General features: G+C 66.8%; 20 protein-coding genes and 2 pseudogenes. 15 read left to right on the plus strand and 7 right to left on the minus strand.

Features of this window, described 5'->3' with window-relative positions:
- Positions 1-84: 84 nt before the first annotated feature.
- The 3 genes from GobsT_RS30655 to GobsT_RS38315 all read left to right on the plus strand — a co-directional run bounded on the left by GobsT_RS30655 (position 85) and on the right by GobsT_RS38315 (position 2,551).
- Positions 85-1,749 (plus strand): glycine--tRNA ligase, encoded by a 1,665-nt coding sequence (locus GobsT_RS30655; RefSeq protein ID WP_010048366.1) that lies wholly within the window; start codon positions 85-87, stop codon positions 1,747-1,749.
- Positions 1,750-1,858: 109 nt separating this feature from the next.
- Entirely contained in the window at positions 1,859-2,317 is a 459-nt protein-coding gene (locus tag GobsT_RS30660; RefSeq protein ID WP_010048364.1) for a TIGR02996 domain-containing protein, read from the plus strand.
- Between the two features lie 72 nt (positions 2,318-2,389).
- Positions 2,390-2,551, plus strand: a complete 162-nt coding sequence (locus GobsT_RS38315; RefSeq protein ID WP_010048361.1) for a hypothetical protein — start codon at positions 2,390-2,392, stop codon at positions 2,549-2,551.
- A 70-nt stretch (positions 2,552-2,621) separates the two neighbouring features.
- Here the strand turns inward: GobsT_RS38315 and GobsT_RS30665 are convergent, their stop codons facing one another.
- On the minus strand, positions 2,622-2,993 hold the full coding sequence (locus tag GobsT_RS30665) for a TIGR03066 family protein (RefSeq protein ID WP_010048359.1): 372 nt from the start codon (positions 2,991-2,993) through the stop codon (positions 2,622-2,624).
- Positions 2,994-3,236: 243 nt separating this feature from the next.
- On the opposite strand from GobsT_RS30665, the gene GobsT_RS30670 reads away from it, so the two are divergent.
- From GobsT_RS30670 to GobsT_RS30710, 9 genes are all read left to right on the plus strand, one after another.
- The gene (locus tag GobsT_RS30670; RefSeq protein WP_010048357.1) at positions 3,237-3,509 is read left to right on the plus strand and encodes a hypothetical protein; all 273 of its coding nucleotides are present in this window, start codon (positions 3,237-3,239) and stop codon (positions 3,507-3,509) included.
- A gap of 246 nt (positions 3,510-3,755) precedes the next feature.
- Positions 3,756-5,492: a chaperonin GroEL gene (gene groL, locus GobsT_RS30675; RefSeq protein ID WP_010048355.1), complete on the plus strand. Its 1,737-nt coding sequence runs from the start codon at positions 3,756-3,758 to the stop codon at positions 5,490-5,492.
- A 116-nt stretch (positions 5,493-5,608) separates the two neighbouring features.
- Positions 5,609-5,917, plus strand: coding sequence for a co-chaperone GroES (gene groES, locus GobsT_RS30680; RefSeq protein ID WP_010048354.1), 309 nt, complete (start codon positions 5,609-5,611; stop codon positions 5,915-5,917).
- Between the two features lie 123 nt (positions 5,918-6,040).
- Positions 6,041-7,726 (plus strand): chaperonin GroEL, encoded by a 1,686-nt coding sequence (groL, locus tag GobsT_RS30685; RefSeq protein WP_010048351.1) that lies wholly within the window; start codon positions 6,041-6,043, stop codon positions 7,724-7,726.
- A gap of 139 nt (positions 7,727-7,865) precedes the next feature.
- Entirely contained in the window at positions 7,866-9,023 is a 1,158-nt protein-coding gene (dnaJ, locus tag GobsT_RS30690; protein ID WP_010052529.1) for a molecular chaperone DnaJ, read from the plus strand.
- Positions 9,024-9,140: 117 nt separating this feature from the next.
- Positions 9,141-9,659 carry a nucleotide exchange factor GrpE gene (locus GobsT_RS30695; RefSeq protein WP_010052531.1) on the plus strand — a complete coding sequence of 173 codons (519 nt, stop codon included), beginning with the start codon at positions 9,141-9,143 and terminating at the stop codon, positions 9,657-9,659.
- Positions 9,660-9,753: 94 nt separating this feature from the next.
- The gene (locus tag GobsT_RS30700; RefSeq protein WP_010052533.1) at positions 9,754-10,086 is read left to right on the plus strand and encodes an FmdB family zinc ribbon protein; all 333 of its coding nucleotides are present in this window, start codon (positions 9,754-9,756) and stop codon (positions 10,084-10,086) included.
- A gap of 61 nt (positions 10,087-10,147) precedes the next feature.
- On the plus strand, positions 10,148-10,336 hold the full coding sequence (locus GobsT_RS30705; protein ID WP_033200259.1) for a DNA gyrase inhibitor YacG: 189 nt from the start codon (positions 10,148-10,150) through the stop codon (positions 10,334-10,336).
- A gap of 400 nt (positions 10,337-10,736) precedes the next feature.
- Positions 10,737-11,258 (plus strand): NYN domain-containing protein, encoded by a 522-nt coding sequence (locus tag GobsT_RS30710; RefSeq protein WP_010050713.1) that lies wholly within the window; start codon positions 10,737-10,739, stop codon positions 11,256-11,258.
- Between the two features lie 37 nt (positions 11,259-11,295).
- Here GobsT_RS30710 and GobsT_RS30715 read toward each other — a convergent pair whose 3' ends face one another.
- Both GobsT_RS30715 and GobsT_RS30720 read right to left on the minus strand, forming a co-directional pair.
- Positions 11,296-12,852 (minus strand): tetratricopeptide repeat protein, encoded by a 1,557-nt coding sequence (locus tag GobsT_RS30715; RefSeq protein WP_010050711.1) that lies wholly within the window; start codon positions 12,850-12,852, stop codon positions 11,296-11,298.
- A gap of 48 nt (positions 12,853-12,900) precedes the next feature.
- Positions 12,901-14,298 carry a sigma-54-dependent transcriptional regulator gene (locus GobsT_RS30720; protein WP_010050709.1) on the minus strand — a complete coding sequence of 466 codons (1,398 nt, stop codon included), beginning with the start codon at positions 14,296-14,298 and terminating at the stop codon, positions 12,901-12,903.
- A gap of 241 nt (positions 14,299-14,539) precedes the next feature.
- Here GobsT_RS30720 and GobsT_RS30725 point away from each other — a divergent pair, with 241 nt between their 5' ends.
- The gene (locus tag GobsT_RS30725; RefSeq protein ID WP_109570757.1) at positions 14,540-15,577 is read left to right on the plus strand and encodes a DUF3500 domain-containing protein; all 1,038 of its coding nucleotides are present in this window, start codon (positions 14,540-14,542) and stop codon (positions 15,575-15,577) included.
- 93 nt (positions 15,578-15,670) lie between these two features.
- Here GobsT_RS30725 and GobsT_RS30730 read toward each other — a convergent pair whose 3' ends face one another.
- Both GobsT_RS30730 and GobsT_RS30735 read right to left on the minus strand, forming a co-directional pair.
- The gene (locus GobsT_RS30730) at positions 15,671-15,988 is read right to left on the minus strand and encodes a hypothetical protein (RefSeq protein ID WP_148087932.1); all 318 of its coding nucleotides are present in this window, start codon (positions 15,986-15,988) and stop codon (positions 15,671-15,673) included.
- Positions 15,989-16,131: 143 nt separating this feature from the next.
- A pseudogene (locus tag GobsT_RS30735) lies at positions 16,132-16,815 on the minus strand (aldo/keto reductase); the annotation flags it as partial.
- Positions 16,816-16,905: 90 nt separating this feature from the next.
- Between GobsT_RS30735 and GobsT_RS30740 the strand changes: the two are divergent.
- Complete coding sequence (locus tag GobsT_RS30740; RefSeq protein WP_010035721.1) at positions 16,906-17,286, plus strand: hypothetical protein; 381 nt, start codon at positions 16,906-16,908, stop codon at positions 17,284-17,286.
- Between the two features lie 88 nt (positions 17,287-17,374).
- Positions 17,375-18,535, plus strand: a complete 1,161-nt coding sequence (locus tag GobsT_RS30745) for a hypothetical protein (RefSeq protein WP_010044491.1) — start codon at positions 17,375-17,377, stop codon at positions 18,533-18,535.
- 7 nt (positions 18,536-18,542) lie between these two features.
- Here GobsT_RS30745 and GobsT_RS30750 read toward each other — a convergent pair.
- Together GobsT_RS30750 and GobsT_RS30755 are read right to left on the minus strand one after the other, a co-directional pair.
- Positions 18,543-18,866, minus strand: a pseudogene (locus GobsT_RS30750) (aldo/keto reductase); the annotation flags it as partial.
- Positions 18,867-19,103: 237 nt separating this feature from the next.
- Complete coding sequence (locus tag GobsT_RS30755) at positions 19,104-19,475, minus strand: STAS domain-containing protein (protein ID WP_010044488.1); 372 nt, start codon at positions 19,473-19,475, stop codon at positions 19,104-19,106.
- Between the last annotated feature and the right edge of the window lie 1,616 nt (positions 19,476-21,091).

Genomic DNA, 21,091 nt, shown 5'->3' on the forward strand with positions numbered 1-21,091 from the left:
GGGGTCCAGGCCAAGGGCTTCGCACATGACCGGGCCGCGGGAAGCTCCGCTGACAGGCCCGGTCGAGAGAAAGAGGTACGCGCGATGGCGAAGAAGATCGAGGACATGGCGAAGTTCGCCAAGTTCTGCAAGGACATGGGGTTCATCTTCCAGTCCTCGGAAATCTACGGCGGGATCAACGGGTTCTGGGACTACGGCCCGCTCGGCGTCGAGCTGAAGCGGAACATCAAGGAGGCGTGGTGGCAGGACATGGTCCGCAACCCGCCCCCGGGGCCGGACGGCCAAGAGATCCGGATGGTCGGGCTGGACTGCGCGATCATCATGAACCCGAAGGTGTGGGTCGCCAGCGGTCACGTCGGCGGGTTCTCGGATCCGATGATGGACTGTAAGGAGAGCAAGAAACGATATCGGGCAGATCAGCTCATGGTTGTCCACGCATCAACAGCGGAATTCCCGATTCCCCGCGCCGGAGAGCCTAGTGATATTGCTTGGGCATTTCCGAACGGAGATGAGCCGGCAATGAAAGCCGCAGTCAAGAAGCTCGAAAGCTATATTAAAAAGCACAAAATCGAGGCAAATAAAGTCTTTAAGCCGCTGCTGTCACTTGGTTCTCCGGAAGTCATTCTTGCGCACGTGATCGGACCTGATGTGGATGTCCCAGGCACGCTGACCGAGCCGCGGGCGTTCAACCTGATGTTCGAGTCGCACGCCGGGCCGATCGCGTCGGACGAGAACAAGGTGTACCTCCGGCCCGAGACCGCGCAGGGGATCTTCGCCAACTACAAGAACGTACTCGACTCGTCGCGGCTGAAGCTGCCGTTCGGGATCGCGCAGGTCGGTAAGGCGTTCCGCAACGAGATCAACCCGCGGAACTTCACCTTCCGGTCGCGCGAGTTCGAGCAGATGGAGATCGAGTTCTTCTGCCACCCGGACGAATCGATGAAGTGGTACCAGTACTGGCGCGACCTGCGCAAGAAGTGGTACAGCACGCTCGGCATCCAGAGCGGCAACCTCGTCCCGCGTGAGCAGGGCAAGGAGGAGCTGGCGCACTACTCGATCGGCACCACCGACATCGAGTACCTGTTCCCGTTCTCGGACGAGCCGCAGGAACTCGAAGGGGTCGCGCACCGCGGCAACTTCGACCTCTCGGCCCACGCGAAGCACAGCGGCAAAGACCTCGGCTACTTCGACGAGGAGGGCTGGAACGCGCTGCTGCAAACGCGCCTGGAGCCGTTCAAGGACGACAAGGCCAAGCGCGAGGAAGAGAAGAAGAAGCTCGAAAAGGAGGAGAAGGCGCGGTTCCAGTTCGTGCCGCACGTGATCGAGCCGTCGGCCGGGGCCGACCGGTTCACGCTCGCGGTGCTGTGCGAGGCGTACAGCGAGGACAGCGTGCCGGACGCGAAGGGCGGCACCGAGACGCGGATCGTGATGCGGTTCCACCCGCGGCTCGCGCCGATCAAGGCCGCGATCTTCCCGCTCGTCAACAAGGACGGGATGGACGAGGCCGCGAAGGAGTTGTACCGCGAGCTGAAGCCGTACTTCAACGTCGTGTACGACCAGAGCGGCGCCATCGGGCGGCGCTACCGGCGGCAGGACGAGGCCGGCACCCCGTTCTGCATCACGGTGGACGGCGACACCATGAAGGACGGCACCGTCACCCTCCGCGACCGCGACACGCTCAAGCAGGAGCGCATCCCGAAGGGCGAGGTGCGGGCGCGGATCGAAGCGGCCCTTCGCGCGGGGACGTGAGACGGAGTTCGCGCGGGTAAAAAACCACGAAACCGCCCGGAACGGTCATTCCGTTCCGGGCGGTTTCGTGGTTTCCTTATTTCCGCATCCCGTCGGAGGGCACGAGCGCATGACCGCTGACGAGCGCGGGTTCCTCGCCACGCTGGACACGAACCCGAACGACCACACGGCCCGCGCCGCGTACGCGGACTGGCTGGACGAACAGGGGCGCCGCTACGAAGCCGCGATCGAGCGCGGCCGCGCCGGGCTGTCGGAGGTGTACTTCAAGATCCGGCGCAAGTCCGACGGGCTGTTCTCCGAAGGACGCTCGCCCAGCCAGAGCCGCGTCCGGTGGAGCGCGAAGGGCAAGACGTGGCGCCGGATGAACGACGTGCGCGCCCACATGCTTAACCTGAAAGACGGCAAGAGCTACGGCGGCACGCCCTGGAACGACATTGAGGTCGTTCTGCACGAGGTCCGGGTTGTGTTCACGGCCGCTCTTCCGGTGTCGGTCGCGAACGGTACCCTCTCGTCCCGCGGCGCCAACGTTATCATTACCGAGCCGAACGCCGACCACGCCGAGGGATGAGCCGGCTGTCCTCCAGGCGCACCTGATTTCTTAACGTCAAGCACCACCGCCCGGCGCTGCGGCGCGACCGACGTGCTGTACAACGGCGACACGTCCTGGAGCGACATTGAAGTTGTCGTTGTGGAGTTGCACCCGGTCGTCGCCGCGGCGCGGCCCGTGACTCTGCGTTACGACCCCGCGGACACCAGCGGTGACGTCGAAGTGACTGTTGCTAAGGCACACATGGAGGGGTGAAATGGTGCGCGGCCGGCGGGTGCCGTCGGCCGCGCGTTCGTTGGCTCAAGTGTGCGCCGTTCGCTCGCATTCACTTGTCCCGCATGCGCACGAGGAGCAGCGGACGCCCCTTCTCACCGGTTCCGAACAGTTGACCGTCGGTCAGCTTGGCGACGGTGACCGAGCGCGAGTCTTCCACGCCCGCGATTTTCAGCGTGAGCGTGAGGGTACGCCCTTCGATTTGATATTTGCCCGCGGCCTTACTCTCCTCGCCCTTGCGGGTGATCCGCACGACGAGCCCGCCCTGTTCCTCGAACTCAAACACAACCAGTCGCTTCTCCGGGTCGCCCTTGGCTTCCCACTTCCCGACGAGTTTGGCCGGGTCGAGCACCGGTTCGTTGTCCCCCGCCGACAGACTTCCCGCCAGTACGAACAGGGTCGCGGTCGTGAGTATTGCGCGCATGGCATTAACCTTTCGAGAGTTCGGCACCCGCTGAACCACTCGGTTCGTGGCGCCCGTGAACCGCCTGCTGTGTCATTTGCGAACCGCGTGCCAGGACATCCGGCAGGAACCGGACGAAGCGGAAGATCGGAAACGGGCCGGTTCGACCCCTGTTCGAGCCGGCCCGAACAGGGGCGTCAACCCGCGGACCCGGTTCTGCGCTGTAAAATGTCGATAGAACTCTCTCCTTTAGAGATCACTGCGATGCCGAAGCGAATTCGTTGTGCGTGTCGGCGGAACCCCGACTGTAAGCTGTGCGCCGGCAGCGGCGTGTACGAGTACGAACCCGGGCCGCTCGGGTGGATGCCGTTCATGTGCCCGACCTGTGAAGGGCGACGCGAAGCAACCGTTGAAGGCAAGACCGAGCGCTGTTTCACCTGCTCGGGAGCCGGGTCGGTGGACCCAGCCAACCCGCCCCGCGACACCAGCACGAAGGGCTTCATGCGCGACATCTGGCGCATCTTCATGGGCGGTTGATCCCGCCCGCGGTCTCACGGCTTCGGCGGGGTAGTGGGGGCAGGCTCAATACTCGTACCTGACATTTCGCGTTTGGTCCGGTTCTCGGTTCCTGCCACTCTGACACCGCGGTCGGCCGCTTCTCCCGAGTCGGTGCCAGCAAAGCATTGTTGGGTAATGGGTTGCAACGATAGCTTTTGACGGCACGCCTGTTGCATGCGAGCGGCCAATAGCTAAATCCGTTACCCCAGAAGAGCGGTAGAACCGATGGCATCGAAGCAACTTTCGTACGCGGATGACGCACGGCAGAAGCTCCTCGCGGGCGCCAGCAAGCTGGCCCGGGCCGTCCGCTCCACCCTCGGGCCGCGCGGCCGCAACGCGGTGCTCGATAAGGGCTGGGGCGCGCCGAACGTCACCAAGGACGGCGTCACCGTCGCCGAGGAGATCGAGCTCCAGGACCCGTTCGAGAACATGGGCGCGCAGCTCGTCAAGGAGGCGTCCTCGAAGACCAGCGACGTGGCGGGCGACGGCACCACCACCGCCACCGTGCTCGCGGAGTTCATCTTCCGCGAGGGGCTCAAGAGCGTCGCCGGCGGGCACGACCCGATGGCCGTCGTGCGCGGCGTCCAGAAGGGCGTCGAGAAGGTCGTGGAAGAGCTCCACAAGATCGCCGAAGAGATCGACCCGAAGGACAACAAGTCCATCACTGAGGTCGCCAGCATCGCGGCCAACAACGACAAGGAGATCGGCAAGAAGCTCGCCGAGGCGATGAAGCTGGTCGGCGCCACCAACGGCGTCATCACCATCGAAGAGGGCAAGAGCGCCGACACCGAGATCAAGGTCGTCCAGGGGATGCAGTTCGACCGCGGGTACCTGTCCCCGCACTTCGTCACCAACCCCGAGACGGTGACCTGCGAGTTCGAGAACCCGTACATCCTGATCTACGAAGAGAAGATCAGCTCGCTGAAGACCATCATCCCGCTGCTCGAGTGGGCCGCGAAGGAGAAGGTCCAACTCCTCATCATCGCCGAGGACATCGAAGGCGAGGCGCTCGCGGCCCTCGTCCTCAACAAGCTCAAGGGCGTGGTGCAGGTGTGCGCCGTGAAGGCCCCGGGTTACGGCGACCGCCGCAAGGCCATGCTCGAAGACATCGCCATCCTCACCGGCGGTAAGGCGATCTTCAAGGACCTCGCGGTCCAGATCGACGCCACCACCCCGGGTCCGAAGGGCGCGATCCCGACCGTCGTGGCCGAGAAGATGCTCGGCCGCGCCAAGAAGGTGAAGATCGACTCCGAGAACACCACCGTCACCGAAGGTGCGGGCAAGAAGCCGGACATCACCGGCCGGGCCGAGTCGATCCGCAAGGAGATCGAGAAGACCGAGAGCGAGTACGACCGCGAGAAGCTGCAAGAGCGGCTCGCCAAGCTCGCCGGCGGCGTGGCCCAGGTGAAGGTCGGCGGCGCCACCGAGACCGCGATGAAGGAGCGGAAGGCGCTGTACGAGGACAGCCTGCACGCGACCCGCGCGGCCCTGGCCGAGGGGATCGTCCCGGGCGGCGGCGTGGCCCTGCTGAACGCCCGCAAGGTTCTCGAGAAGGCGATGAAGGCCGAGGGCGACGAGGCCGCCGGCATGGGCGTGCTGTACCGCGCCCTCGCGATGCCGTGCCAGATGATCGCGGAGAACGCCGGCAAGGACGGCACCGTGGTCGTGTCCCACGTCCTCAAGGGCAAGGACAAGAACTACGGCTACAACGCCGACACCGACAAATACGAAGACCTCCGCGCGTCGGGCGTCATCGACCCGGTGAAGGTGACCCGCAGCGCCCTCCAGCACGGCGCCAGCGTCGCGTGCCTGCTCCTCACCACCGAGTGCATGATCGCCGACATCCCCGAGCCGAAGAAGGCCGGCGGCGACCACCACGACCACGATCACGGCGGAGGCATGGGTGGCATGGGCGGCATGGGCGGGATGGGCGGCATGGGTGGCATGGGCGGGATGATGTAACGCCTCGCGAGTGCCGGGGGGCGGAGCGCTCGAGCGAAACACGAGCGCCGGCCCCCGAGCGCCGAACGTGAAACACCAGACACGAAAAACCAAACACGATAGGATCGGAGCGAATCATGGCAAAAGGCGACAAGCAACTGGTCCTCAAGCCGCTCGACGACCGCGTGGTGCTGGAGCCCACCGAGGCCGAAGAGAAGACCGCCGGCGGCATCCTGCTGCCGGACACCGCGAAGCAGAAGCCCCAGCAGGGCAAGGTGATCGCGGTCGGCCCGGGCAAGCTCACCGACAAGGGCACCCGCACCGTACTGGCCGTGAAGGTCGGCGACACGGTGCTGTTCGGCAAGTACAGCGGCTCGGACGTCGAAGTGAACGGCAAAGAGTACAAGATCGTCCGCGAGTCCGAGATCCTCGGCAAGCTGAACTAGTGATTTAAACCCATTTCACCGCAGAGGACGCAGAGAACGCAGAGATTGAGAACACGAGCCCTGCTCTTGCTTTCTCTCTGTGCACTCTGCGCCCTCCGCGGTGAATCACCATCTGGAGACATCATGGCGAAGCAACTGCTCTACACCGACGACGCGCGGAAGAAGCTCCTGGCCGGGGCCGAGAAGCTGGCCAAGGCGGTCGGCTCCACCCTCGGGCCGACCGGCCGCAACGTCATCATCGACAAGTCGTTCGGCGGGCCGACCGTCACCAAGGACGGCGTGACCGTCTCGAAGGAGGTCGACCTCGCCGACCCGTTCGAGAACATGGGCGCCAAGCTGGTGAACGCGGTCGCCCAGAAGACCAGCGACACCGCCGGGGACGGCACCACCACCGCCACCGTGCTCGCGCTGGCCGTCTACCAGGAAGGGCTGCGGAACATCACCGCCGGCGCCAACCCGATGGCTGTCAAGCGGGGCATCGATAAGGCCGTGAAGGCCGCCGTCGAGCACCTCGAGACGCAGCTCACCCGCAAGGTGTCGAAGAAGGAAGAGCTGAAGCAGGTCGCCGCGATCTCGGCCAACAACGACCCGAAGATCGGCGAGCTGATGGCCGAGGCGTTCGAGAAGGTCGGCCGCGACGGAGTCATCACCGTCGAGGAGGGCAAGACCGCCGAGACGGTCCACGAGTTCGTCGAGGGGATGCAGTTCGACAAGGGGTACCTGTCCCCGTACTTCGTGGTCAACACCCCCGACCTGAAGTGGGAGCAGAAGGACGTCTCGATCCTGCTGTTCGAGAAGAAGCTCTCGAACGTGCGCGAGATGCTGCCGCTGCTCGACGCCGTCGCGCAGACCCGCAAGCCGCTGCTGATCGTCGCCGAGGACGTGGAGAGTGAGGCCCTCGCGGTGCTGGTGGTGAACCGGCTGCGCGGGCTGCTCGAGGTGTGCGCGGTGAAGGCCCCGGGCTTCGGCGACCGCCGCAAGGCCATGATGGAGGACATCGCGGTCCTCACCGGCGGCACGTTCGTGAGCGAAGACCTGGGCGTGAAGCTCGACAGCGTCGAGGAGCCGAGCGCGGCGGAGCAGCAGCGCGGCGCCCGCCCCACGCCGAAGGTGTTCGCCCTCCTCGGCCACGCCGACCAGGTGTCGGTGGACAAGGAGAACTGCACCATCATCGTGGACCCGGACGACGACCGCGAGGCGGCCATCAAGGCACGGGCGCAGACCATCCGCACCCAGATGGACCAGACCGAGAGCGAGTACGACAAGGAGAAGTTCTCCGAGCGGCTCGCGAAGCTCCTGGGCGGGGTCGCGATCATCAAGGTCGGGGCCTCCACCGAGGCCGAGATGAAGCAGACCAAGGGCCGCGTGGAGGACGCGCTGCACGCCACCCGCGCCGCGGTGTCCGAGGGCATCGTCCCCGGCGGCGGGGTGGCCCTGCTGCGGTGCGTCCCGGTGGTCGAGGCGCTCAGCGAGAAGCTGAAGGGCGACGAGCGCATCGGGGCCGAGATCGTGGCCCGGGCGCTGCTGAAGCCGATCCGCACCATCGCCGAGAACGGCGGCGTGGACGGGGCCGTGATCGCCGACGAGGTGACCACCCGCGGCGAGAAGGACCCGAACATCGGGTACAACGCCAACAGCGGCAAGTACGAGGACATGTTCAAGGCCGGCGTCCTCGACCCGCTCCGCGTGACCCGCAGCGCGCTGACCAACGCGGCCAGCATCGCCAGCCTGATGCTCACCACCGAGGTGATGATCACCCGGATCGACGAGGACGACAAGAAGTCGAAGGTGACCGGCGCGATCGCGTGACGCGGCGCGGGCGGCCGGCGGTGGGCAGCGAGCGGTGAAGAGCGGCCCCCCGCGTTCACCGCCCGCTGCCCGCACGCTATTATGGGAGTGTGTCCTTCTTTTCTGCCCGCCGCCCCCTGCTCACGGCCCACTCTTTGCTATGGCTGAAAAGCGCTGCTTCTACGAGGTTCTGGGCGTCACCCGCACGGCCACCGAGGTGGAGATCACCAAGGCGTACCGGCAGCTCGCGAAACAGTACCACCCGGACCGCAACGTCGGGGACGACGAGGCGAAGGTGCGGTACGCCGAGGTGGACGAGGCGTACACGGTGCTCAACGACCCGAACCGGCGCGCCCGGTACGACCGTCACGGGCACGCCGGCGTCCAGGGCGGGGCGGCCGGCGCCGACGCGGGCGGGATGGACCTCGGCGACCTGCTCGGGGACTTCCTGGGCGGGTTCTTCGGCGGCGGCGGGGGGGGCGGGCGCCGGTCCCGCGGCCCGCGCCGCGGCGAAAACATCACCGCGGTGCTCGACCTCGACCTGCTCGAGGCCGCGACCGGGGTGAGCAAGACATTCACGGTGCCGTCGGAGCAGAACTGCCGCGAGTGCGGCGGCTCCGGCGCGAAGACCGGCACCCAGCCGGCGCAGTGCCGCCGGTGCCGCGGGCAGGGCTTCGAGGTCGTCAACACCGGGTTCGGGATCGCCACGCGGACCCGGTGCCGCGGGTGCAACGGTCGCGGGGTGGTTATCACCGACCCGTGCCCGGGGTGCCGCGGGGTGGGCCGCGTGGAGGCGCGCGAGCCGGTCACGGTCAACATCCCCGCGGGGGTGGACACCGGGGTCCGGTTCACGTACCCGAACGGCGGCCACGCCGGCGAGCCCGGGGCGCCGCGGGGGGACCTCGAACTCGTGATCCGGGTGGCGGACCACAAGGTGTTCGAGCGCGACGGGCACAACCTGATCTGCCAGTGCCCGATCGGGTTCAGCCGGGCCGCCCTCGGCGGCTCGCTCGAGATCACCACGCTGACGAACCAGAAGGTGACGATCGAGGTGCCGAAGGGCAGCCAGACGCACTCCACGGTCGTGCGCGTGCCGAGCCACGGGATGCCGTGGCTCGACGACCCGCGCCGCAAGGGCGACCTGCTCGTGCAACTGGTGGTCGAAACCCCCACGAAGTTGACCGCGGAGCAAGAAGAACTGTTCCGCAAGCTCGCGGAACTGGAAGGGGCGACCGTCCCAGGCCCGCGCAAGGGGATCTTCGGCAAATTGAAGGATCTTGTGAGCGGTGACGTCCCTCCAAAAGATGAGAAGAAGTGAGGTCAGAGGTCACGAGCCGTTTGTTCGCTGAAACGCTCGCCTCTTGACCTTTGTCTTCTGCCGGATTTTTGGTTTCCGTCCTTTGACCTCTGACCTTTGCTGTCTCGGGATCTCACGATGGCCGACGAAACACCTGCCGACGCGACCACCGAACCGACCCCGGCCGCCGATGCCGCGGAACTCGTTGCGGTGCGGGCCAGACTTGAGGCCAGCGAGGCCGAACTGAGCAACTACAAGCTCAAGCTCGCGGACTTCGAAAACACCCGCAAGCGCCTGCTCCGCGACGCCGAAACGGACCGGAAGTACGCCGCCGAGGGCGTGATGCGCGACCTGCTGCCCGCGCTCGACAACCTCGACCGCGCGGTGGAGGCGGCGAAGCGGGCCGGCGACACCGGCCCCCTGGCGGTCGGCGTGGCCGCCACCTACACCCAGTTCCTCGACGCGCTGAAGCGGCACGGGGTGCTGCGCATCGTGTGCGAGCCGGGGAGCCCGTTCGACCCGAACAAGCACGAAGCGGTGATGAAGCAGCCGGGCACCGAATTCCCGCCCGACAGCGTCGTGCAGGTGCTCCAGCACGGGTTCACGCTCCACGAGCGCGTCCTGCGGCCGACCACCGTGATGGTGGCGTCGGAGTAGTTCGCCGCTCCGGGTTCCAAGCCCCAAGTTGTTGGAACCCGTCCGGCACTGTTGTTCTCAACTTGGGGATCGGAACCCGGACCTCGGAACCGCGATGCCTACCTACGACTACCGCTGTAACGCGTGCGGGCACACGTTCGACGAACTCCAAAAGTTCTCCGACCCGCCGCTGACCAAGTGCCCCGCGTGCAAGAAGAACAAGCTCGAGCGGCTGTTCGGCGGGGGCGGCGCAATCATCTTCAAGGGCGGCGGGTTCTACGAGACGGACTACCGCCGGGCGGGTCAAAAGTCCGAGAGCGGCGAATCCGGCGGGGGTGAGGCGGCGAAGGAAACCAAGAGCGAAACCCCGGCGGCCGACAGCACGCCGAAGACCGAAACGAAGAGCGAAAGCAAGGGCACCGGCGGCGCGAAGAAGAAGGATAAGTGAGCGGGGCTCCGGTCGTCCGGGTTGTTGGGATAATTTCCGAAGTCGCGACAGGGCGGAGCCGATGAATAAGGTGCAATGTCCGATCTGTGACGCGGCAATGCCGGGGAACTGGCAGGAGTATCCCGACTACCCGTTCTGCACGGCCCGGTGTCGCAAGATCGATCTGGGGCGGTGGCTCGACGGCAAGTACCGCGTGCCCGATCCGACTTCGGCCGACGCCCCGGTATCGTCGCAAGATGACGCCGACTGACCCGCTGGCTGCTCTGACGGCCGATCCTCCGGCCGATTTTCGATAGATAACACCGAAGGCCGGGCGTCGCGACGCCCGGCCTTCGGCGCTTTTCGCTTCACAATCATGCGACCACACCAGTAAGGCGGCACTCCGCTGCGAACGCGGCCGAGCCGGTCGCGTTCCACAGATACACGTACCCGGTAATATTGTCGCTTTCTTGACGAGCCGCGACCGCCAGGGAGCGGGATACGTGGCACCGCTCCCTGGCGGTCGCGGCTCGTCAAGAAAGCGACACCGCGGGTGGGTTCGTGTAAGAGAAGAACGGACCGCGGAGAACGCCTCGGGAGCGGTCGCGCTCCGCAGGGAAGGCCGGTTCATGATATAATCACATCACGTTCATTACTTGGGCAGGTGTGCCGTGACGTTCCTCATCGACGGTTACAACCTGATGTTCGCCCTCGGGCTCGTGGGCCGCAAGACGCCGGCGCCGCAGTTCGAACGCGCCCGCACCAAGTTCCTCGACTGGCTGGCGAGCAGATTGAAGGGCCGCATTGCGAGCGCCCGCGTCGTGTTCGACGCGCAGCAGGCCCCCGCCCCGTCGCTCGAAATGGTTCACCGCGGGGTGCGGGTCCGGTTCGCCTACCAGCGCACCGCGGACGACGTGATTGAAGAGCTGGTCGAGGTGGAGCCGAAGCCCCGGACCGTGACGGTCGTTTCGAACGACGCCCGCATCGCCGACGCCGCGCGCCGGGCCGGGTGCGGCGTCGCGTCGTGCCAGGAGTTCACCGACTGGCTCATCAGCGAAGCGAAGGAGTACGGCGCGAAGAAGGGAACCGCACCGGAGCCCGATAAACCCGAACCGGCCGAAGAAGACACGGACGAACTGCTCCGCGTGTTCACGACCCCGGCGAGCCACAAGCCCGCGGGTCACAAACCGTGAGCACCGCCCTGCGGACCGAAAGGCCGAATCACACTCTTCAGACTTGAGGTTCTGCGGGAGGCGGGTCGCGAAACGGCTTGCCCTCGCGGTAAAGCGTGAGCCGCGATTCGTAATCGGCTTTGCTCGCCTCCGGCGCGAGTTCGACTGCCTTTTCCTGCCACGTCGCGGCCTCCTCGAACCGGCCCAGCTCCGCGTAGGCCGCCGCGAGCGTGTCCACGTACCCCGGCGCCTCGTGGTTCGTCAGCTCGCACGCGCGAAGGGCGTCACGCAGCGCGGCCGCGCCGTCGCGCAGGTCGTCCTGCGAACACGTCGCGCGGATCCAGGCGAGGTGGTTCAGCGTGGCCGCGTCGTCGGGGTCGATCTCGAACGCTTTCTGGTGGTCCTCCAGCGCTCCGACGAGGTCGCCGATCTGGTGCCGCAGCGAGGCACGCAGGTTGTACGCCGAGTCCGATTGCGGGTTGCGCTCGATCACCGCGGACGCGTCCGCCACGGCCGCGTGGAGGTCACCTTTGCGGCGGTTGGCGAGCGCCCGGCCGAAGTACGGCCGCCCGCTGTCCGGCCGCAGGTCGATGGCCCGGGTGAAGTCCGCGACCGCCCGGTCCGCCTCGCGCAGCTCGTGGAACGCGTACCCGCGCTGGACGTAGGCCGCGGGGTCGTCCGGCGCCAGCTCGATCGACTTCGTGAAGTCGTCGATCGCCGCTTGCGTGTCGCGCGTGCGGGTGTGCGACAGCCCGCGGTTGAACCACGGGGCCACGTCGTTCGGATCGATCGCGATGGCCCGCGTGAAGTCGGCAACGGCCTTCGCGTGCTCGCCGAGTTCCGCGTGCGACACGCCCCGCAGGTTGAGCGCGTCGGCGTGCTTCGGGTCCAGTTTCAGGAGCCAGGTGAAGTCGGCGACGGCCTTTTCGTGCTCGTCGCACGCCGCGTACACCCGCGCCCGCTGCCAGAACGCCTCCGCGCTGGTCGGCTGGAGCCGCAGCGCGGTGCTCAGGTCGGTCAGCGCCTCGGCGGTGCGGTCGAGGGCCTCGAGCGACATCGCACGGTACAGGTACGCGCGGGCGCTCCGCGGGCTGATGCGGAGCGCGGCGGTGTAATCGGTGACGGCGTCCTCGTGCTTGTTGAGCGACGAGTGCGCGTTGGCGCGGTTGAAGAACACGCGGAACGTGTCGGGGGCCAGCTTCGCGGCGGTCTCGTAGTCGGCGAACGCCGCGTCGAAGTTCTTCTGGCGGCTGTACACCGCCGCGCGGCCGTTGATCGCGTCGGGGTCCTCGGGGTCGAGTTCGACGGCCCGGGTGTAGTCGGCCAGGGCCGCGTCCAGGTCGCCGGCGTCCACGTGCGCGGTGGCGCGGTTGTGGTACGCCTCCGCGTAGTCCGGGCGCAGCTCGACGGCCTGGGTGAAGTCCGCGACCGCCTCGGCGTGCCGCCCGGCGGCGGCGTAGGCGTTGCCGCGGTGGAAGTACAGCTCGGCGTCGGCCGGCTCAAGGTCGATGGCGGCGGAGAACGCCTCCAGCGCCTTGGGGTACTCGGCGCGGCGCGTGTAGGCGTGGGCGCGGCGGACGAGGTTCGACAATTCCGACGGCTGATCGGTTCCCATGCGGCCATTATACCGGTACGGGCCGGGCGGGGGGACGCCGGTAGCGGTTCATTCGGCGGGCTTCTCGGGCGGCTTCTCGCCCCCCTTCTTCCACTCCTGGATTTTGCGGTACAGGGTCCGCTCGCTGATGTTGAGCAAGCGGGCGGCCTCCTCGCGGTTCCCGCCGGTGAGGTCCAGTGCCTTTTCGATGTAGTACCGCTCCACCTCGTCCAGCGGCCGGCCGACCAACTGGTCCGGACCGTGCGGCCGCTCGGCGGTCCCGGCGGGCTTCACCCCGGGGTCTTCGGGGAAGTCGTCGGGCGTCAGCTCGCCGTCCAGGTCCAGCACCATCATGCTCGCGAGCAGGTTGCGCAGCTCGCGCACGTTCCCGGGCCAGTCGTATCCCTCGAACGATTTCCACACCGCCGGCGCCACCTTCGGGACGGGCTTGTTGTCGCGCCGCGCGAACTCCTTCAGGAAGTGCGACACCAGTTGCGGAATGTCCTCGCGGTGCTCGCGTAGGGGGGGCAGCTTCACCGTCCCGACCTTGAGCCGGAAGTACAGGTCCTGCCGGAACCGCCCGGCCTCCACCTCCTTCTGAAGGTCCTTGTTGGTCGCGGCGATGATGCGCACGTCCACCTTGAGCGGCTCGTTGGTCCCGACGCGGACCACCTCGCCGTTCTCCAGCGCCCGGAGCAGCTTGGCCTGGAGCGACAGCGGCATGTCGCCGATCTCGTCGAGGAACAGGGTGCCGCCGTGGGCGTGCTCGAACCGGCCCACCCGCTGCCGGTCCGCCCCGGTGAACGCCCCCTTCTCGTGCCCGAACATCTCGCTGTCGAGCAGGCTCTCGGTCAGCCCGGCGCAGTTCATCGCGGTGAACGGCTTCGTGCGGCGTGGGCCGTTGGTGTGCAGCGCGCGGGCCGCCAGGTCCTTCCCGGTCCCGTTCTCGCCCAGGATCAGCACCGACGCACTCGACGGGGCATACGCCTTCAAGAGCTGGAGCACCCGCTGCATCTTCGGGCTGTTGCCGACGACGCCCTCGAACCCGAACTTCTCGTCGAGCTGGCGGCGCAGCTCCCGCAGCGTGCCGACCCGCTTGGCCGAGTTCTCGATCACCGCCCGCAGCTCGGCGAGGTCGAGGGGCTTTTGAAGGTAGTGGGCGGCCCCGCGCTTCATGGCCTCGACGGCGGTCTTCACGTCCGCGAACCCGGTGATGACGTACACCTCGGCCTCGGGCCGCAACTGCTTGCACCGCTCGACCACCTCCAGCCCGTGCAGGTCGGCCATTTTGAGGTCGGTGAGCACCACGTCGAACGCTTCCTGCTCGAGCTTCGCGACCCCGGCCTTTCCGCCGGTGGCCACGGTACACGAGTGGCCGCGCCGGTCCAGGCTCTCGGAGATCGTCTCCGCGAGTGTCTTGTCGTCGTCGATCACAAGAACCTGGAGCGGTTCGGCAGGCGCGGACATCGCGTCGGTTCCCGGCTGGGGTGGTTCGGAGCTATCGGAATCCAGCAGTTTCAGGTTCCAGGTTCCAAATTCCACGCAAAGCCCAACGCCACGCGAATGGCCCGGAGCTTGCGCCGAACGGGTTCTCAACCTGGAAACTGGAACTTGGAACCTGGAACTACTGAGATCAGTTTAGCAGTGCTTCCGGTCCCCGCACCGCTTAACATGTCGAGGGCCTACCTCAGTCAGGAGCCTCTCACCCATGACCCGCGTCCGCATTCCCGTTCTGATCCTCACACTGGCCGCGGTGGCCGGCGTGGCACTCGTCGGCACCTCCGCCCCGGAGGCGACCGGCGGGAAGATGACCGCGTCCGCCAACGCGTTTCTGGCGTCGCTCACCCCCGAACTCAAAACCAAGGCCCGCTTCGACTTCAACGACAAGCACCGCACGGCGTGGTTCTTCACCCCGCAACAGGACAAGGAGAAGAAGTTCACCCGCAAGGGCGCGCGGCTCGAAGAGATGACCGCGGACCAGAAGAAGGCCGCCCTGGCGCTGCTGCGGTCCGGCCTCTCGGCGAAGGGGTACGAGCAGGCCACCACGATCATCGACCTCGAGAACCTGCTGCTCGAACTCGAGGGGCCGAAGGGCGCGATGACCCGCAACAGCAACTGGTACTTCGTAAGCATCTTCGGCGAGCCGTCGAGTACCGGGAAGTGGGGGTGGCGGTTCGAGGGGCACCACCTGTCGGTGAACTACACGATCGACAAGGGGGAGGTGGTGGCCGGCGCCCCGATCCTGTTCGCGAGCAACCCCGCGGAGGTGAAAGCCGGCCCGAAGAAGGGCCTGCGCCCGCTGCCCGAAATCGAGGACCACGCCCGCGCGCTCATCAGCTCGCTGAAGGACGACCAGAACAAGCTCGCGAAGCAGCCGAAAGCGTTCCCGGAAATTAACGAGGGGCAGCCGAAGGCGAACGTGGGCGCGCCGGTGGGGATCACCGCCGACAAACTCGCCGCCGAACAGAAGGCGACACTGCTGAAACTCGTGACGGCGTACGCGGACCGGATGCCGGAGGAGTTCGCGGCGGCCGAGATCAAGAAGGTGACCGGCACGCCCGACGAGAAGCTGTACTTCGCGTACAGCGGCGGCCCGAAGCCGGGCGAGCCGTACACCTACCGCGTACAGGGTCCGGAGTTCGTGGTAGAGTTCCTGAACGTGCAAGCCGACAGCGCGAAGACCCCGGCGAACCACATCCACAGCGCCTGGCGCCGGCTCCCGATCGACTTCGGGCTGACGGAATAACGCATTCCGCGCACCGGGCCGCCGCGGGCGTTCCTCCAAGTGGAACGCCCGCGGCGGCCCGGTGCGCGGACACGAACACGCAATGGCGTCGCGTCACGGACCCGTGACTCGCGGGCGCCACGTGCTCGGTGCCGGGGACGAGTAGTAGTACCGCCCCGGGTACGCCGAGCGGTACGAATACGGCGCAGCATAACCGAACGGCGAGTAGTAAGCGGGCGGAGGTGCCGGGAACGCCGTGATGACACCGTTGCTGAACAGCAATCCGTTGTAGAACGGCGGGGTGTCGGCGACGTAGAATCCCGGAGGAGAGGGTATGTTTCCGTTGTAAACGACGATCTGAGCTGAAGCGGACCGGGCGCTGGCCGTTGCAAGCGCAAGGGCGGCCGTGAAAGTTAGGAGAATGCGAGTCATGGGTGCTCACTTCCTTGGGCGATAATTGGGCATAAGGATGTGAAGCATCTCTTGTTCCGCTCACCGGCGACCCGTTTTCCGAGTACCGCAGCCCGGCGCGCTGGCGCCCGGCGCAATCGAAACAACCGGAGCAATCCGGCCGATCAGCGGTCGATGGTTTTCATGCTCGCCTCCGAGTACCGTTCGCCCGCAACCGCATCCGTTGGGACCGCCGCACTCAACTCCGCTACTTCCGCTGGCTGCAACCGCACCGCCGCAGCCGCGGCGTTCTCCTCCAGGTACTTGCGCCGCTTTGTCCCGGGAATGGGAACGACATCGTCGCCCTGGGCGAGCACCCACGCCAGCGCGAGCTGACCCGCCGTGACGCCCTTTCGTGCCGCGATCGCTTTCACCCGCTCCACCAGCGCGAGGTTTTGGTCGAACGCGGCGCCCGCGAACCGCGGGAACCGCTGGGACCGGGCGTCCCCGCTGTCGAGGTCCGTCGGTTTAGTGATGGCGCCGGTCAGGAACCCGCGGCCCAGCGGGCTGTACGCCACGAACGCGATGCCCAACTCGCGAAGCGTCGGCAGGATGTCGTGTTCCACGTCCCGCGACCACAGCGAGTATTCGCTCTGAAGCGCGGTGATCGGGTGGACCCGGTGTGCCCGGCGGATCGTGGCCGCGGACGCTTCCGACAGCCCCAGGTAGCGGACCTTCCCGGCCTTCACCAGCTCGGCCATCGCGCCGACGGTGTCCTCGATCGGGGTGTTCGGGTCCACGCGGTGCTGATAGTACAGGTCGATGTGATCCAACCCGAGTCGATGGAGCGAGTCGTCGCAGAGGTCACGCCACGGTTTGCAGTAGGCCTTGCGGTCCTCGGGGCACGGGATAGGAAAAGCGCGGGGCGATTTCGCCGCAACTCTCGTGCGGGGCGAGTCATGAGCACACCGCGTTTCACGGCCGAGGAACTCGACCGCCTTCGAGCACTGGCGGCGGAGTGGGGCAAAATCGTTTCCAAGCGGGCGTTCGGGGACGACGGGCCGGGATTGGACGTGGACTTCCGGACGATGGAGCAGATCGCCACCGCGGCGGCACAAGGGCTCACCGAAGGTGCCCTCCAGCAGATGCTCCACCAGCAGGCCCGGAAGGTGCCCGAACAGGTTCCGTGTCCGGTGTGTGGCGAGCCGTGCCCGACCCGACCACACACCCGCACCCTGGCGGCCCAAGGGGCCACGGTTCAACAGGCCGAACGGATCGCCCATTGTCCCGCCTGCCGGCGGGACTTTTTCCCCCCTGCGGCTGGCCCTCGGGCTGGATGAGCACGGGTACAGTTCCTCGGTCGTTCAACGCATCGTCACGGCCGCCGCCCGGTTCTCCTCGTTCCGGGATGCCGCCGAGGCGGTGCGGATGACCGGGGTCACGATCAGCGACAACCAGGTGCGCCGACTGGCTCACGAGGTCGGGCACGAGTTGATCGCGCGGCGCGATCGGAAGGCGGTCGAGCACCGGCGCCGCCAGTTAGAGCCGCGGACCGCGGTGGTGCCCGTGGCCGTGGTGGTCGAGGTCGATGGGGGGCGCATCCGCACCCGCGCCGCGGGCGCCGGCCCGGGTGTTCACGAGGCCCAGAACAAGGAGGACAAGGTGGCGTGCCTGGCCACCCTGAGTGGCCCCACGTTCGCCACGGACCCGTGCCCCGAGCCGCCCGAGTCGTTCCGCTGCCCGCGCCGGGTGCGGCGCCTGGTGCAGCAGATGAAGGGCCCGGCGGGCGAGGTCGCGCCCCCGGAAACCGTGGACGAATCGACGCCCCCGGTGCCGGCCGGGGAACCCGAAGGGGCCGAGCGGTGGTCCCCGACGCGGTTGGTGCGGACGTGCGTGGCGAGCCTGGAGGGGAGTACCGCGTTCGGCCCGATGATGGCCGCCGAGGCCCAGGAGCGGCGCTTCTATGAGGCCCCGCGTCGGGCGTTCGTAGCCGACGGTCAGGCGTACAACTGGACCATCTGGCGCGGGTACTTTGGTGCGTTCGAGCCGATCGTGGATTTCCTGCACGCGGTGTGTTACGTGTTCTCGTCGGCCGCGGCCGTGAGCCCCGATGAGGCGTCGGGTTGGTCCCAATACGTGGCCTGGATGCGCGCGTGCTGGCAGGGTCGCGTTGGAGAAGTGCTCACCGAACTGGATCAGTGGCAGGCGCGGCTGGGTGAGCCCCCACCGGGTGAGGCGGCGACGGCCGAGGAGCGCCGGGACCCGCGCCGGGTGGTGGCGCACGCGCGGACCTACTTGGGGAACAATCGGGATCGCGTGGCGTACCCGCGATACCGGCGCAACGGGCTACCGACGACGAGTAGCTTGGTCGAGTCACTGGTGGGCGAGATCAACGCCCGGGTGAAGAGCACACAGAAGCATTGGACCCGGCCCGACGGTGCCGAATCGATCCTGCAACTGCGGGCCGCCGTGCTGAGCCAAGACGACCGGCTCCCACGGTTCTTCGCCGAACGGCCGGGCTCCTCGTTCCGCAAACGAGATACACTCTGCCACAAATCAGAGGGTGCCACAGCACAAACCGTGGCGTGACCTCGTCGTCGCACGCCTGCCTTACGTACTCGGGCCGGCCGCTGATGGCCCAGTACGCCGGGTCGTCCTTCTTGCGCACGTTGCCGAACTTGGTGGCCAGGAACACCTCGTCCCGGCGCGGCTTGATCGTCCGGCCGACGAGTTCCTCGTTGTCACCGATCCCGTACATGTCGGCGGTGTCGAGGAACGTGACCCCGAGGTCCAGCGCGCGGAGCAGTGTGGCGGCGGATTCGGCGTCGTCCCGTGCTCCGTAGAATTCGCTCATCCCCATGCAGCCGAGCCCCATTCGGGAAACGACCGCGCCTTGTGACCCGAGCTTCACCTTGTCCATGTGCGCGTCCTGTCGGTTCGGCCGGGCGACATCGGACAGTATTGCTGCGGAGCGGGAGCCTTACAGCCAATGTGCCCCGGTGCGCCGCACACGCTAATTCAGACCCACTCGCCAGACCATATTGACGACCTCTGACAAAGCGCTGGCATCAAGTTAGCAACATGTAAATCGAGCCGGCCCCGCGACGGTGCCGGACGGCCCTTCGGGTTGGTGTCCCATTCGATCGGAGTGGCCCGCTCAGTTGTTCGAGAAGTCGTCTCTCCAGCGCCAGCGATGCTCCTCCGTTTTGCCACTCATTGCCGTCTTGACGTGGTGCTGCAGTTCGGGCGGGACGGTCGCCTCGATCAGTCGGTCCGCAATGGTTTCGAGCACCACCTGGGGCATGTCGAGCAGTCGCAAGGTGGCCCCGGCCTCCCGAAGTTGTTGGCACACCCAGGTGAGCAGCAGCAGCGCTTCGCCGGTGAACGACGTGACCCCCGAGCAGTCCAGTGCGGGTTGGCACCGGGGATCGGTTTGGAGGGCGAGCAGCGCTTCACGCGTGGCGTGGAGCAATTCGGGCACGCCCACCCGGCCGCGAAGTACGAACACGTTGGACGGTGGTTCGGGCATATCAACTGGTTCTCGTGACCGATCAATGGCCGAATCGCGCCCACACGTGATCAGAGCGTTGCCCCGCGGAACCCGTGCGCTCACGGGCGTGCGTGCCGCGGGGCCGAGCCCGGACTGGAACTAGAATTCTGCGAATCCGTTGCCGCCTAGCGAATCGAGGTTGTGGTTGTGGCAGTTCGACGTTCGATCGCCCCAACCGCAACGCGTGTCGAGCACCTTCGTGACCGCCGCACGGGATTTGCTGCAAGCCATATTCTTCCCTGCCCGTACCGGGTCCACGTGCGAGTTTCAACCGACCGACACGGTTGCGGAACGGGGCCGCCGGGTCTATCAGCGCGTGAGCGGCGGCGACCGCCTCCCCGATCCGATCCGCCTTCCGCCGGGTGGCACAGCTTACACGGGAAACGACCTCGTTGACCTGATCAACGGCGGCGGACCAATTCGGTGCCCACTTCCACCTTTATTCACCGACCTGGGATCAGCTCCTTGATTTCCTTGGCGATATGGACCTTGTTGCGAGGTCCGGGAGAGTTGTGGCCCTGGTCCGCCGTGCGGGCTCCGCGCCCAGGATCGCGTTGCGCGTGCGATGCAGCGTCACTCACCGCCGGCTTGTTGCGGGTATTTCGCCCCGCCCGCGTGTCGGACGATGAGTGCCGTGCGGGCGGTCACTTACATTTGGCTGCGTAATCCTCCCCGATCCGGCGACCGCAATCAGCGCGATATGCCCCGGAACTGAGTCCGGTCCTGGACGACACCTTCAGGTTGCGGAACCAGTTCATGGCGTTGCCTTGAGGGCCGGGAGAATGGATGCGCCCCTCCGCACCCGGGCATCCGACCACGGGTAAGGCGGGCGGGTGCTGCGGTGCGCCCTGAAGAAGCCGCGCCGCCGACCCGCGCGGGTCAATAACTATCGTTGACAGAGCGCAAGTTTTTGCCAGTTTGACACGCGTAAGTTTTTCCTGCATAGGATGAGGTACACAACGAGTTGGCCCACATGGGCCAACTCGACTCACGGGACCGTTTTCAGTTCCGGCGCCTTCCTGACCTGCGTCCTTTGACCGGGATGGACCGCTGGTCTCGTGCCGGGCACGAGCGGTCGAACCGCTCCCGGATCCGGATCTGCGGTAGCGGCTCCTCGATCCCATGGCGATCCGGGCGCACCCGTGCGCGGCTGGGGCACAAAAAGTCCGACGGGATTGGGGGGACAAGAGGAACAGGCGTTGGGGGGCAGTCGTGGCGGGTTCGGAACCAAGATCCACGTCCGGGCGAACGGGCTCGGGTTGCCCGCCCGGGCACTGCGGAGCCCAGGTCCGGACGCCGACATCACTCACGCATGCCGAGGCACTGGTGCCGGGTGGCCGGCGGCGGCCGCTTTCATCGCCGACGAGGCTGCAGACGCCGGACTTCGTGGATGGCATCGCGACCCGCAGCGCCGCGGTGGTGATCCCGAGCGGCAAGAACCGGACCACGCGACGGGACATCGATACCGGCCGGTACAAGGACCAGGCCGAGCGGTTCGGAGCCAAGGTTCCGCAACACCGACGAGTTGCGACACGATGTGACGAAACCCCGCGCAACTTCCTAGCACGCGCTCACATCGTGCCCATCGTGATATT

It is taken from the genome of Gemmata obscuriglobus, assembly GCF_008065095.1.
Taxonomy (GTDB): Bacteria; Planctomycetota; Planctomycetia; order Gemmatales; family Gemmataceae; genus Gemmata; species Gemmata obscuriglobus.

Coding starts and splice junctions, on each gene's coding strand:
- GobsT_RS30725 (WP_109570757.1), top strand. CDS start 14,540: ATGACCCGCGTCCGCATTCCCGTTCTGATCCTCACACTGGCCGCGGTG.
- GobsT_RS30670 (WP_010048357.1), top strand. CDS start 3,237: ATGCCGAAGCGAATTCGTTGTGCGTGTCGGCGGAACCCCGACTGTAAG.
- GobsT_RS30705 (WP_033200259.1), top strand. CDS start 10,148: ATGAATAAGGTGCAATGTCCGATCTGTGACGCGGCAATGCCGGGGAAC.
- GobsT_RS30715 (WP_010050711.1), bottom strand. CDS start 12,852: ATGGGAACCGATCAGCCGTCGGAATTGTCGAACCTCGTCCGCCGCGCC.
- GobsT_RS30700 (WP_010052533.1), top strand. CDS start 9,754: ATGCCTACCTACGACTACCGCTGTAACGCGTGCGGGCACACGTTCGAC.
- GobsT_RS30665 (WP_010048359.1), bottom strand. CDS start 2,993: ATGCGCGCAATACTCACGACCGCGACCCTGTTCGTACTGGCGGGAAGT.
- GobsT_RS30755 (WP_010044488.1), bottom strand. CDS start 19,475: ATGCCCGAACCACCGTCCAACGTGTTCGTACTTCGCGGCCGGGTGGGC.
- groL (WP_010048355.1), top strand. CDS start 3,756: ATGGCATCGAAGCAACTTTCGTACGCGGATGACGCACGGCAGAAGCTC.
- dnaJ (WP_010052529.1), top strand. CDS start 7,866: ATGGCTGAAAAGCGCTGCTTCTACGAGGTTCTGGGCGTCACCCGCACG.
- groL (WP_010048351.1), top strand. CDS start 6,041: ATGGCGAAGCAACTGCTCTACACCGACGACGCGCGGAAGAAGCTCCTG.
- GobsT_RS30720 (WP_010050709.1), bottom strand. CDS start 14,298: ATGTCCGCGCCTGCCGAACCGCTCCAGGTTCTTGTGATCGACGACGAC.
- GobsT_RS30745 (WP_010044491.1), top strand. CDS start 17,375: ATGACCGGGGTCACGATCAGCGACAACCAGGTGCGCCGACTGGCTCAC.
- GobsT_RS30730 (WP_148087932.1), bottom strand. CDS start 15,988: ATGACTCGCATTCTCCTAACTTTCACGGCCGCCCTTGCGCTTGCAACG.
- GobsT_RS30660 (WP_010048364.1), top strand. CDS start 1,859: ATGACCGCTGACGAGCGCGGGTTCCTCGCCACGCTGGACACGAACCCG.
- GobsT_RS30740 (WP_010035721.1), top strand. CDS start 16,906: ATGAGCACACCGCGTTTCACGGCCGAGGAACTCGACCGCCTTCGAGCA.
- GobsT_RS30655 (WP_010048366.1), top strand. CDS start 85: ATGGCGAAGAAGATCGAGGACATGGCGAAGTTCGCCAAGTTCTGCAAG.
- GobsT_RS30695 (WP_010052531.1), top strand. CDS start 9,141: ATGGCCGACGAAACACCTGCCGACGCGACCACCGAACCGACCCCGGCC.
- groES (WP_010048354.1), top strand. CDS start 5,609: ATGGCAAAAGGCGACAAGCAACTGGTCCTCAAGCCGCTCGACGACCGC.